Consider the following 11,986-nt stretch of genomic DNA (forward strand, 5'->3'; position numbering starts at 1 on the left):
CTCAGGCCCCCACCGTCAACGCAGAGAGGATCCGGGCACGGTGCGCGGCCGGCGTACCCCACGCGGTGAGCAGCGCGCGCACCTTGAGGATCCAGATGCTGAGGTCGAACTCCTGGGTGTAGCCGATCGCCCCGTGCACCTGCAGTGCCACGCGGCTGGTGCGGTAGGCGGCCTCGGCGGCCGCCACCTTCGCGGCCGACACGTCGCGGGCCCCCTCGGGGCCTGCCACGGTGAGTGCAGCTCCGTGGATGAGCGGCCGGGCGAAGTCCAGGGCGATGCGGCAGTCGGCGAGCTGGTGCTTGATCGCCTGGTAGGAACCGATCTCGCGGCCGAACTGCCGGCGCTGCTTCACATAGGCCACCGCGTCAGCAAGCAGGCGCTCGCCGACGCCGAGCAACTGCGCGGAGGTGGCCAGGACTGCCATGTCGAAGGCCGCATCGAGGTCACCGTGGGCGACGTCCTCGCCCTCGGTCAGCGCGAAGAGGCGGCGGGTGGGGTCGACCGAGTGGGCACGCTCCCCGGGTGCGCCTGACATGAGCGACCCGTCCTTGGCAACGAAGGTGTGGTCGGCGATGTCGGCGTCCAGGGCGCGCTGGGAGGACCCGGCGGCGGCGACGGTGCCGACCGCGCCTGCGGCCAATGCCTCGACGACGTCACCGTTGCCGAGTGCCATCGGTAGGTAGGCCACCGACTCCACCCACGGACCGGGCACGGCGTGCCGGCCCAGGGCCTCGAAGGCAATGGCGAGCTCGACCGGGCTGGCCCCCATCCCACCGGACTCCTCGTCGACGATCAGAGCCTGGACGCCCTGGTCCGCGAGGCGCTTCCAGAGCGCGAGGCCGGGGGCGGTGTCGTCATCGCCCCAGGCCCGGGCGATCGCCACGGTGTCGGCAGAGGTGAGCATCTTGTCGAGCGTGGTCGCGAAGGACTCCTGCTCGGCGGTGAACGTGAACTTCACTTGCGTGCTCCCTTCGGCTCCTTGGGAAGCCCCAGGATGCGTTCTGCCACGATGTTGCGCTGGATCTCGTTCGTCCCGGCATAGATCGGCCCGGACAACGAGAAGATGTAGCCGTCGGTCCACCGCGACTCGATCTCGGCGTCGTCGCCGAGCAGGTCGAGCGCGGTCTCGTGCAGGGCGACGTCCAGCTCGGACCAGAAGACCTTGTTGATCGACCCGGCGGCACCCATCTCGCCGCCGTCGGCGAGTCTGGTCACCGTGCCCCAGGTGTAGAGCCGGTAGGACTGCGCCTTGAGCCAGGCATCCACCACGCCGTCGGCTGCGGCGGCGGGAGCATCGGGCGTGGCGGCATACAGGTCCACGAGGCGGTCGGCGGCGGCACAGAACCGGCCGGGTGAGCGCAGCGAGAGGCCGCGTTCGTTGCCGGCGGTGCTCATCGCCACCCGCCAGCCGTCGCCCGGGGCGCCGAGCACGTCGGCGTCGGGGACGAAGACGTCGTCGAAGAAGATCTCCGCGAACCCGGCCTCGCCGTCGAGCTGGGCGATCGGGCGCACTGTGATGCCGTCGGCGTCGAGCGGGAAGAGGAAGTAGGTGAGTCCGTTGTGCCGTTCGGCGCTGGGGTCGGAGCGGAACAGCCCGAATCCCCAGTGGGCGAACGAGGCACGCGACGACCAGGTCTTCTGACCGTTGAGCACCCAGCCCCCGCGGTCCTCGTCACGCTCGGCCGTCGACTTCAACGAGGCGAGGTCAGAGCCGGCCTCGGGCTCGGACCAGGCCTGGGCCCAGACCTTCTCGCCGGTGGCCATCGAGGGCAGGAACCGGTCCTGCTGCTCCTTGGTGCCGTGGTCGAAGATGATCGGCGCGAGCAGGAAGATGCCGTTCTGGGAGACCCGACCGGGCGCACCGGCGCGGTAGTACTCCTCCTCGAAGATGACCCACTCCACGAGGGATGCCTCGCGACCGTGGTAGCCCTTCGGCCAGGAGACGACCGACCAGCGAGCGGCCGACAGCTTCGCCTCCCACTCACGGTGTGCCTGCCACCCCTCGGCGGTGTCCATCGACGGCAGCGGCTCGGCCGGGACGTTCTCGGCCAGCCAGGAGCGGGCCTCGTCGCGGAAGGCGAGTTGGTCAGGGGTCAGTTCGAGATCCATCAGCCCTCGTTCTCTCGGGTGTCGTGAAGCTGGCGCAGTTCTGTCTTGAGGACCTTGCCGCCGAGGTTGCGGGGGAGCGCGTCGACGAACTCCACCTCCCGGGGCACCTTGAAGTTCGCGATCCGTTCGCGGGCGAAGGCGATCACGTCCTCGGCCGTGAGCGTCGCAGTCGCACGGCGTACGACGAAGGCCTTGCCGACCTCGCCCATCCGGTCGTCGGGAATCCCGATCACGGCCGACTCGACCACGCCGTCGAGGCGGGCGAGTGCCTGCTCGACCTCGGCCGGATAGACGTTGAAGCCGCCGGAGATGTACATGTCCTTGAGCCGGTCGGTGATCCGGAGGTAGCCGTCCTCGTCGACGGTCCCGACGTCGCCGGTGTGCAACCAGCCGTCGGCATCGATCGCGGCGGCGGTGGAGTCCTCGTCGTCGAGGTAGCCGAGCATCACCATCGCGCCGCGGAACTGGACCTCGCCCTCCTCCCCGGAACCCATCACCTGGCCGCTCTCCGGGTCGGCGATGCGCATCTCGAGGCCATCGACGACACGGCCGCAGGTCGCGGCGATCGTCTCGTCGGAGTCCCCGGGACGGCACATCGTGGCGGTGACGCACTCGGTCATCCCGAAGGCGGTGATGACCAGCTCGAAGGAGAGTTCGCTCTGCAGGCGCTCGATCAGGGCCGCGGGCACGGACGCTGCGCCGGTGTTAGCGAAACGCAGGGAGGAGGTGTCGGTCGAGGCGAAGCGCGGCGACTCCAGCATGGAGTAGAAGATCGCCGGCGCCCCGGGAAGCATGGTGATCCGGTGCTCCTCGACAATGCGCAGGGCGTCGTCCGCGTCGAAGGCCGCGACCGGGTAGAGCGTGCAGCCCTTGAGGATCGAGGTGACGATGCCGACCTTGTAGCCGTAGGAGTGGAAGAACGGGCTGATCACCAGATAGCGGTCGCGTTCGGTGACCTGGGCGGTCGTCGCCCAGGTGTCGGCCGCTGCGATCGTCTGCCGGTGAGCAGTGAGCACGCCCTTGGACCGACCGGTCGTGCCGCTGGTGAACAGGATGTCTGCGATGTCGTCGGGTGAGACGGCGTCCGCGGTGGCCTCGATCTCCGACAGGTCGATGGTGGCACCGACCTCGGGCAGGTCACCGAACGCGACGGTGCCGTCCAGGTCACCTTCGCCGATGCGCACGATCGCGCGGACCGCGGGGAGTCCCTCGATCACGTCTCCCTCGGCACCGAGCTCAGAGGCAGCGATCAGCTCACCGGCAGCGGTGTGCAGGTCCGTGACCTGGCTGCGGCCGAGGAACCCGTCTGCCACGACAGCCAGGGTGGCACCGGTGCGCGCGATGACGTCGACGACCTCGTGACCCTTGTAGCGGGTGTTGAGCGGAACCAGGACGGCGCCGGCATAGCTCACTGCCAGGCCTGCCACGACCCACTCCCAGCGGTTCGGGGCCCAGAGCGCGACCCGGTCACCGGGACGGACGCCGAGCGCCGCATATCCCCGGGCCGTGTCCCGGATGCGTGCGTGCAGCTCGGTAAAGGAGAGCGTCACGTCGCCGTCCACGACGGCTGGGTGATCGGCGTACGTCGCTGCGGCCCGACGAACGGCAGCGGGGAGCGTGGTCAATGGATCCTCCTGATAGCGGCCCAAGCAAGTGCTTGGTAGGCTACCTTAGACCGAGCGCCAGCACATCCGAAAGGACCACCGTGGATCTGAGCCACTCCGCAGAGGACGAACAGTTCCGCCGCGACGTCCGAGAATGGTTGGGCGACAACCTTGTCGGCGACTTCGCCGAGCTCAAGGGGCTCGGCGGCTCCGGCAAGGACCTCGAGGCCCATGACGAGCGCCTCGAGTGGGACCGACACCTGGCCCGGCACGGCTGGACCTGCATCGGGTGGCCCACCGAGCACGGTGGCCGCGGCCTCTCCTTGATGCAGCAGGTGATCTTTCACGAGGAGTACGCCCGCGCGAACGCCCCGGCCCGCGTCAACCATCTCGGTGAGGAGCTCCTCGGCCCCACTCTGATCGCCCACGGCACTCCCGCTCAGCGGGAACGCTTCCTGCCGAAGATCCGTGCCGTCGAAGAACTGTGGTGCCAGGGATATTCCGAGCCCGGTGCCGGCTCCGACCTCGCCAACGTCTCCACCAAGGCCCGGCTCGAGGGCTCGGGGGAGCCCGGCGAGTGGGTCATCGACGGCCAGAAGGTGTGGACCTCGCTGGCCCAGTTCGCCGACTGGATCTTCGTCCTCGCTCGCACCGAGCCCGGGTCGAGCAGGCACAAGGGGCTCAGCTTCCTGCTGGTTCCCACCAAGCAGGACGGCGTCGAGATCCGGGGCATCGAGCAGCTCACCACCGGCGCCGAGTTCAACGAGGTGTTCTTCACCGGGGCCCGCACCAGCGCCGACCTGGTCGTCGGCGAGCCCGGCGACGGCTGGGGCGTGGCGATGAGCCTGCTGGGATTCGAGCGTGGGGTCTCCACCCTGGGTCAGCAGGTCGGTTTCGCCCGCGAGTTCCAGGGCGTGGTCGAGCTGGCCAGGTCCACCGGCGCCATCGACGACCCGATCCTGCGGGACCGGCTGGCGAACGCCAAGGTCGGTCTCGAGACCATGCGGCTCAACGCCCTGCGCACCCTGTCCGGCGGCGGCCCCGGTGCCGAGTCCATCGCCAAGCTGGTCTGGGGCAACTGGCACCGTCGCCTCGGCGAGCTCGCCATGGAGATCGCCGGTACGTCGTCGCTGAGCACCCAGGGCGCGCCGTACGACCTCGATCGTTGGCAACGACTCTTCCTCTTCAGCCGGGCGGACACGATCTACGGCGGCTCCGACGAGGTGCAGCGCAACATCCTTTCCGAGCGAGTGCTCGGACTACCCAGAGAGGCACGCCCATGAGCGTCCAGCGTCCCGAGCAGTCCGCCCCCGACTACGTCCCCGGCCACGACCTGCTGGCCGGCAAGGTCATCGTGATCACCGCCGCCGCCGGCGCGGGGATCGGAGCAGCCGTCACCCGCCGCGTCCTCGAGGAGGGCGCGCGTGCGGTGGTCTTCAGTGACACCCACGCCCGCCGGCTGGCCGAGGCCGAGGAGGAGCTCGGCAAGGAGTTCGGCGCCGACCGCGTGCGCTCGTTGGTCTGTGACGTCACCGACGAGTCGCAGGTCGCCGCTCTGCTGGACGCGGCCGAGGAGTTCGGTGGCGTGGACGTGATGATCAACAACGCCGGGCTCGGCGGCGAGGTCAACGTCCTCGACATGACCGACGACCAGTGGGGCAAGGTCCTCGACATCACCCTCAACGGCACCTTCCGGTGCGTGCGCGCCGCAGGCAAGCGGATGGCCAAGGCAGGCAAGCGCGGAGTGATCATCAACAACGCCTCGGTGATCGGCTGGCGCGCGCAGGAGGGCCAGGCGCACTATGCGGCTGCCAAGGCCGGCGTGATGGCGCTGACCCGCTGCGCCGCCCTCGATGTCGCCAAGCACGGCATCCGGATCAATGCGGTCTCGCCCAGCCTCGCCATGCACCCGTTCCTGGAGAAGGTGACCACCCCCGAGCTCCTCAGCGAGCTCAAGCAGCGCGAGGCCTTCGGCCGTGCTGCCGAGCCCTGGGAGGTGGCCAACGTGATGGTCTTCCTGGCCAGCGACTACTCCTCCTACATGACCGGTGAGGTCGTGTCCGTGAGCAGCCAGCATGCCTGAGGCCCCGACCGCCGGGACCCGACGCGAGGAGGTGCTGCACATCGCCGCCCAGCTCTTCGCCGAGAAGGGCTTCAAGAACACGACGGTGCGCGACATCGCCGACGCGGCGGGCATCCTCTCCGGCAGCCTCTATCACCACTTCGACTCCAAGGAGTCGATGGTCGACGAGCTTCTGGTGCGTTTCCAGACTGAGCTGTTCGACCGCTATGACGAGATCCTGGCCAGCGACCTGGACCCCCGCGCCAAGATCGAGGCCGCGGTCCGCCTGTCGTTCGAGACCATTGACCAGCGCGGCCCGGAGGTCGCCATCTTCCAGAACGACGCGGCATACCTGTCGTCGTTCGATCGGTTCGGCTATCTCGAGGACCGCAACCGGCAGTCGCGCCAGATCTGGATGACGTTGCTCAGCCAGGGCGTGGACAGCGGTGCGCTGCGCAAGGACCTCGACATCGAGCTCGTCTACCGCTTCATCCGCGACACCGTCTGGGTCGCCGTCCGCTGGTATCGCCCCGGCGGCAAGTCGTCCCACCACGACGTCGCCAACCAATACCTGAACATCCTCCTGGAAGGAATCACCCATGGCTGAGGCCTACATCGTCGACGCAGTCCGCACCCCGGTCGGCAAGCGCCGCGGCGCACTCGCATCCATGCACTCGGCCGACCTCGGCGCCCACTCCATCAAGGCGCTGGTCGACCGCACCGGCATCGACCCCGGTGCCGTCGACGACGTGATCATGGGCTGCTGCGACACCATCGGCTCCCAGGCCGGCGACGTCGCGCGTACGTCGTGGCTCGTCGCCGGACTCCCGGACCACGTTCCCGGGGTCACCATCGACCGGCAGTGCGGCTCGTCGCAGCAGTCGGTCCACTTCGCGGCCCAGGGCGTGATGTCGGGCACCCAGGACCTGGTCGTCGCGGGTGGGCTGCAGAACATGTCTGCGATCCCGATCTCGGCCGCGATGCTGGTCGCCGACCAATATGGCTTCACCACCCCCTTCGCCGAGTCGCCGGGCTGGCGCGCCCGCTACGGCGACGTGGAGGTCTCCCAGTTCAACTCCGCAGAGATGATCGCGGAGAAGTGGGACATCAGCCGGGAACAGATGGAGGAGTTCGCGCTCGCCTCCCACCAGCGTGCCAAGGCAGCCATCGCCGAGGGCCGGTTCAAGAACGAGATCGCCCCGGTCACCCTCGAGGACGGTTCCGTCTTCGAGGTCGACCAGTGCCCCCGCGAGACCTCGCTGGAGAAGATGGCCGAGTTGCAGACCCTGCTGCCCGGTGGGCGCATCCACGCCGGTGTCGCCTCGCAGATCTGCGACGCGTCGTCGGCGATGCTGATCGCCTCCGAGCAGGCAGTCAAGGACCACTCGCTGACCCCGCGGGCCCGGATCCACCACCTGTCCGTGCGTGGGGATGACCCGATCTGGATGCTGACCGGTCCGATCACGGCCACCAAGCACGCTCTGGCCAAGGCGGGCATGACGATCGACGACATCGACCTGTTCGAGTGCAACGAGGCGTTCGCCAGCGTCGTGCTCGCCTGGATGAAGGAGACCGGCGCCCCGCACGAGAAGGTCAACGTCAACGGCGGCGCGATCGCGCTCGGTCACCCAATCGGTGCCACCGGCACCCGGTTGATGACCACCATGCTCAACGAACTCGAGCGCACCGGTGGGCGGTTCGGCCTGCAGACCATGTGTGAGGGCGGCGGCCAGGCGAACGTGACGATCATCGAGCGCCTCTGAGGATCGAGGGGTCAACACCCTGAACACACGACCGGCCCGGATGGAGACTCCATCCGGGCCGGTGCGTTTCTTGCTGGTTGATCAGAGATAGGAGTGCGAGCGCTGCAGGCACTCGATCGCCTCGGCGACCACACGACTGATCAGCTCGTCACACGTCGGCAGGTCGTCGAGGACCCCGACCACCTGACCGGAGGCCAGGACGCCGGCGTTGGTGTCGCCCTCGACCAGTCCCGCCTTGAGCATCATCGGCGTGTTCGCGGCAAGGGTCATCTGGGCCAGCGAACGGCCCTGGTTCTTCTTCATCTCGCGGCCGTCGCGGGCCAGGTCGGCCCAGCTCATCTCGGACATCTTCTTGAAATCCAGGGTTCGCTTCAGCGTCGGTACGAGACGCTTGAGGCGACTGGACTCCTCGATCTCCTCGACCAGTGCGGTGCGCAGCATCCGGTGCGGCATGCCGTCGACCTTGTCGGTCACGACCGTGCCGTTGATGTCGTGGGAGAGATAGAGCTCCTTGACCGCCTGCGGGACCGAGCTGTCCTGGGTGAGCAGGAAGCGGGTGCCCATGCCGATGCCGGCGGCCCCGTAGGAGAGTGCTGCGGCCAACCCACGACCGTCGAAGAAGCCACCGGCCGCGACGACGGGAATGTCGACCGCGTCCAGAACGCTCGGCAACAGCAGCGTGGTGGGCACCGAACCGGTGTGGCCGCCGCCTTCTCCGCCCTGGATCATCACGGCATCGGCGCCCCAGGAGGCCACCTTCTCCGCGTGCCGGGGGAGCCCGACCGACGGCATCACCATGATGCCGTGGTCCTTGAGCTTGGCGATCAAGTCCTTCTTGGGGGCGAGGGCGAAGGAGGCGACCTTCACGCCGTGCTTGATCAGCAGGTCGCAGCGGGCCGGAGCATCCGAGGCATCGGCACGCAGGTTGACCCCGAACGGCTGGTCCGTGCGCGACTTGACCTCGAGGATCGCCTTCTCGAGCTCCTCGAAGGTCATCGTCGCGCTGGCCAGGACTCCGAGGCCACCGGCGTTGGCCGTGCCGACCACGAGACGCGGACCGGCGACCCAGCCCATGCCGGTCTGCACCACGGGGTGACGCACGCCGGCGAGCTCGGTCAGCGGCGTACGCAGCTGTTGTGGGGTGCTCATGAGGCAGCGGCCTGGACTGGCGGGACCTCGCGGTCGCGCAGCTTCTTCGGGTCGAGCACCTCGCGGATGATGGTCAGCTCCTCGAGCGTGGGCAGCCGGGTCTCGGGCACGTCACCCTCGATGGCGAGCTCGAAGCCGGTGTTCGCACGGACCTCGTCGACCGTGACGCCGGGGTGCACCGAGAGCAGGCGGACCGTGTCGTCGGCGCCCTTGACGTCGAAGACGGCGAGGTTGGAGACGATCCGGTGGATGTCGTTGTACTTCGACGCACCGATGCCGGCTTCCTTGGCCCGCTTGGGTCCGACGCCGGAGACGATGTCGACGTGCTCGACGAAGACCCGGTCGGAGTGCTTGGGCACCCAGTAGGAGGTGCGGTTGTTCACCGTGTTCCCGGGCGCCCCGCGCGAACCGAGCAGCTGCCGCTTCGGCTGGGCGAAGTCGCCGATCGCCGAGATGTTCTGGTTGCCGTGCTTGTCGACCTGGGTGGCGCCCATCATCACGTGGCGCCGGCCGTAGGCGATGACATCGAAGACCCGACGGAACGGGATCCAGCCCTCGATCACGTCGCCCTTCGCGAACAGCGGGGGCACGCCGCCGAGGAAGAGTGCCTCGCCGTCGGAGATGACCAGGTCCGGGTTGCTGGTCAGCTTGGCCAGCCGGACACCGAGCATCGGGAGCATGCCCATCGGGGACCCGAAGATCTCGCCGTCGTCCTTGAAGGCGTCGGCGATGGCTGCGGCGCAGACCTCTGCGCGCGTTGCGTCGTTCACTTGTTCTCCTCCTGGGCGTGGAACTCCTGGACGGCCGACTGGTAGGCGGCTTCATCGCCGTTGAGGAAGCGAGCCTCGAAGGCGGCCCACGACTCGTCGTCCTTGGCGGCTGCGGCGTACGCCTTCTGGAACTTCTCGTCCCGCTCGTAGTCGGGCGTGCAGGTGGTGAAGTGCGCCCCGTTCGGGGTCTCCACCACCCCGTCGACCATGATCCGGTTGATCAGGACCCGCTGGACCGGGGTGTCGACGGTGAGGCCCGCCGTGTCCACGATCTGTTCGGTGGTGACGAAGACCCGGTCGGCGGCCATGGCGAACAGGTCGTCGAAGTAGGGGTCCGGGCCGAGGTAGCTCGCGTTGCCGTGCTGGTCGGCACGGTTCATGTGGATCAGCGCCACGTCCAGCCGCAGGGCGGGGACGGCGGTGAACTTCTCGAACTCACCGTCGGCATCCGGGTAGGGGCTGGCGACCGTCTTGATGTCCGGGTTGTTGACCAGCACGTCGCTGCCCAGGCCCGCGCGCATCGGCAGGAACGGCATCCGCTGCGAGGCGGCCAGGAGCCCGGTCTGGAACATCCCCTCGTCGATCTCGACGATCTCGGGGATCGACTTCTCCTGCCGAGCCTTCTGGAAGTTGGGCTCGAGGGGGACCGAGTCGAGCGAGACGAACGCATAGACGAGCTTGCGGATCTTGCCTGCCCGGGCGAGCAGACCGACGTCGGCGCCTCCCCAGCTGACGATGGTCAGGTCCTTTAGGTCACTGTTGCGGATCGCGCGGATCAGGGCCATCGGCTTGCGCCTGGGTCCCCACCCGCCGATCCCGATGGTCATGCCGTCCTCCAACGAGGCGACGACGTCCTCGATGCTGGTCCGCTTGTCGCGCGGCTTGCTGCTCACTTGGTGTTCCCTGCCTTCTCGGTCCCGGCGAATTCATCGCGCAGTTCATCGGACACGCCCATGAGATTGAGCTCCATCGTGAAGCCCTGCTCGAAGCGATAGCTCTTGTTGACGTCGATCGGGTCGATGCCGTTGAGGGCCTCCTTGGCCGCGCGAATGACGCGCGTGTCCTTGGCGGCGATCTCGCCGGCCACGGCGAGCGCGGCCTCGTCGAGACGGTCACGGGGGACCACCTCGAGGACGGACCCGTGCTGCACCAGGTCGACGGCCTTGATGGTCCGGGCCGTGAAGTAGAGCGAGCGCATCAGGTGCTGCGGAACCAGGCGGGCCATGTGGGTGGCGGCGCCGAGGGCACCTTGGTTCACCTCCGGGACACCGAAGAACGCATCGTCACTGGCGACGACACAGTCGGCATTGCCGACCAGGCCGACGCCGCCGCCGACGCAGAAGCCGTTGACGGCTGCGACGACCGGCACCGCACACTCATAGACGGCCTTGAAGGCGGCGAAGCAACCCTTGTTGGCACCGATGAGCGCGTCGAAGCCCGTGGTGTTCTGCATCTCCTTGATGTCGACGCCGGCGTTGAAACCCTTGCCCTCCGCGCGCAGGACCACGGCATGCGTGTTCATGTCGCGGCTGGCCTCGTCGAGGGCTGTTGCGACATCGAACCAACCCTGTACCGGCAACGCATTGACCGGCGGGTAGGCCATCGTGATGACGCGGACGTGGTCCTCGCGAAGCTCTGAGGTGATCGGCATTTTTCTCCTCCCGAATCCTGTGCGGGCTAACAAACCTAATGTTTGCTTGGTAGCCTAACAGTTGCTTGGTCCGATGTCCCGGACCGGCGTCGACCAGAAGGAGCAGGAATGACAATCGGAATCGACCTCACCGGGCGCGTGGCTCTGGTGACCGGCGGCTCGCAAGGCGTCGGCCTGGGGATCGCCGAGGTCCTCGTCGAGGCCGGTGCCACCGTCGTCACGTGTGCCCGCTCAGCCGTCGAGCAGCCGCTGGAGGGCACCAGCCACCTCCAGTGCGATGTGCGCGACCCCGAGTCGGTCCACGCGATGGTCGACTCGATCGTGGCCGAGCACGGCCACCTCGACATCGTCGTCAACAACGCCGGGGGAGCGCCGTACGCGCTCGCAGCCGATGCCTCGCCACGTCTGCACGACAAGATCCTCGGCCTGAACCTGACCGCTCCGCTGCTGGTGGCACAGGCCGCCAACGCCGTGATGCAGGGCCAGGAGCAGGGCGGTGCGATCGTGAACATCTCCTCGATCAGCGCGCAACGCCCCTCGCCGGGCACGGCGGCGTACGGCGCTGCCAAGGCCGGCGTGGACTCGCTGACCAAGTCCCTCGGCATGGAGTGGGGCCCCAAGGTGCGCGTGAACGCGATCAACGTCGGCCTGTGCCGCACCCCGCAGACCGACGACCACTACGGCGGTGACGAGACCGTGGCCGCGATCGAGGCGACCATCCCGCTCGGCAGGATGGCCAAGCCCGAGGAGGTCGGCAACGTTGTTGCCTTCTTGGCCTCCGATCTCGCCTCCTACGTCTCCGGCGCCGCGATCGAGTGCCACGGCGGCGGCGAGCCGCCGGTCTTCCTCTCCGTCCTCAGCACCCATTCCTGATCCGA

At 68.3% G+C, this 11,986-nt stretch carries 12 protein-coding genes; 5 read left to right on the forward strand and 7 right to left on the reverse strand.

The window, feature by feature from the left end; translation table 11 throughout:
• Position 1: 1 nt before the first annotated feature.
• Genes BJ980_RS19390 through BJ980_RS02395 form a run of 3 tightly spaced genes read right to left on the reverse strand, consistent with a single transcriptional unit; the run spans position 2 to position 3,734 of the window.
• Complete coding sequence (locus BJ980_RS19390; RefSeq protein ID WP_179500809.1) at positions 2–958, reverse strand: acyl-CoA dehydrogenase family protein; 957 nt, start codon at positions 956–958, stop codon at positions 2–4.
• Entirely contained in the window at positions 955–2,109 is a 1,155-nt protein-coding gene (locus BJ980_RS02390) for an acyl-CoA dehydrogenase family protein (protein ID WP_179500810.1), read from the reverse strand. Before BJ980_RS02390 ends, BJ980_RS19390 begins: the two co-directional genes overlap by 4 nt.
• Positions 2,109–3,734: a FadD3 family acyl-CoA ligase gene (locus BJ980_RS02395; protein ID WP_179500811.1), complete on the reverse strand. Its 1,626-nt coding sequence runs from the start codon at positions 3,732–3,734 to the stop codon at positions 2,109–2,111. Before BJ980_RS02395 ends, BJ980_RS02390 begins: the two co-directional genes overlap by 1 nt.
• Positions 3,735–3,814: 80 nt before the next feature.
• Between BJ980_RS02395 and BJ980_RS02400 the strand changes: the two genes are divergently transcribed.
• From BJ980_RS02400 to BJ980_RS02415, 4 genes are read left to right on the forward strand one after another with little or no spacing between them, the layout of a single operon-like run.
• A complete protein-coding gene (locus BJ980_RS02400) occupies positions 3,815–4,996 on the forward strand; it encodes an acyl-CoA dehydrogenase family protein (protein ID WP_343047650.1) in 1,182 nt (393 codons plus the stop codon).
• Complete coding sequence (locus BJ980_RS02405; RefSeq protein WP_179500813.1) at positions 4,993–5,796, forward strand: SDR family oxidoreductase; 804 nt, start codon at positions 4,993–4,995, stop codon at positions 5,794–5,796. The genes BJ980_RS02400 and BJ980_RS02405 overlap by 4 nt, the downstream gene beginning before the upstream one ends.
• Positions 5,789–6,382 carry a TetR/AcrR family transcriptional regulator gene (locus BJ980_RS02410; protein ID WP_179500814.1) on the forward strand — a complete coding sequence of 198 codons (594 nt, stop codon included), beginning with the start codon at positions 5,789–5,791 and terminating at the stop codon, positions 6,380–6,382. Before BJ980_RS02405 ends, BJ980_RS02410 begins: the two co-directional genes overlap by 8 nt.
• Positions 6,375–7,538, forward strand: coding sequence for an acetyl-CoA C-acetyltransferase (locus BJ980_RS02415; protein WP_179500815.1), 1,164 nt, complete (start codon positions 6,375–6,377; stop codon positions 7,536–7,538). Before BJ980_RS02410 ends, BJ980_RS02415 begins: the two co-directional genes overlap by 8 nt.
• A gap of 81 nt (positions 7,539–7,619) precedes the next feature.
• On the opposite strand, the gene BJ980_RS02420 is transcribed toward BJ980_RS02415, so the two are convergent.
• Genes BJ980_RS02420 through BJ980_RS02435 form a run of 4 tightly spaced genes read right to left on the reverse strand, consistent with a single transcriptional unit; the run spans position 7,620 to position 11,108 of the window.
• Positions 7,620–8,687: an NAD(P)H-dependent flavin oxidoreductase gene (locus BJ980_RS02420; RefSeq protein ID WP_179500816.1), complete on the reverse strand. Its 1,068-nt coding sequence runs from the start codon at positions 8,685–8,687 to the stop codon at positions 7,620–7,622.
• Entirely contained in the window at positions 8,684–9,457 is a 774-nt protein-coding gene (locus BJ980_RS02425; RefSeq protein WP_179500817.1) for a CoA-transferase subunit beta, read from the reverse strand. Before BJ980_RS02425 ends, BJ980_RS02420 begins: the two co-directional genes overlap by 4 nt.
• Positions 9,454–10,350, reverse strand: coding sequence for a CoA-transferase (locus BJ980_RS02430; protein WP_179500818.1), 897 nt, complete (start codon positions 10,348–10,350; stop codon positions 9,454–9,456). The genes BJ980_RS02425 and BJ980_RS02430 overlap by 4 nt, the downstream gene beginning before the upstream one ends.
• Positions 10,347–11,108, reverse strand: a complete 762-nt coding sequence (locus tag BJ980_RS02435; protein WP_179500819.1) for an enoyl-CoA hydratase family protein — start codon at positions 11,106–11,108, stop codon at positions 10,347–10,349. The genes BJ980_RS02430 and BJ980_RS02435 overlap by 4 nt, the downstream gene beginning before the upstream one ends.
• A gap of 108 nt (positions 11,109–11,216) precedes the next feature.
• On the opposite strand from BJ980_RS02435, the gene BJ980_RS02440 reads away from it, so the two are divergent.
• On the forward strand, positions 11,217–11,981 hold the full coding sequence (locus BJ980_RS02440) for an SDR family oxidoreductase (protein WP_179500820.1): 765 nt from the start codon (positions 11,217–11,219) through the stop codon (positions 11,979–11,981).
• Positions 11,982–11,986 lie beyond the last annotated feature (5 nt).

Source organism: Nocardioides daedukensis, assembly GCF_013408415.1.
In the GTDB taxonomy this organism is placed as follows: domain Bacteria; phylum Actinomycetota; class Actinomycetes; order Propionibacteriales; family Nocardioidaceae; genus Nocardioides; species Nocardioides daedukensis.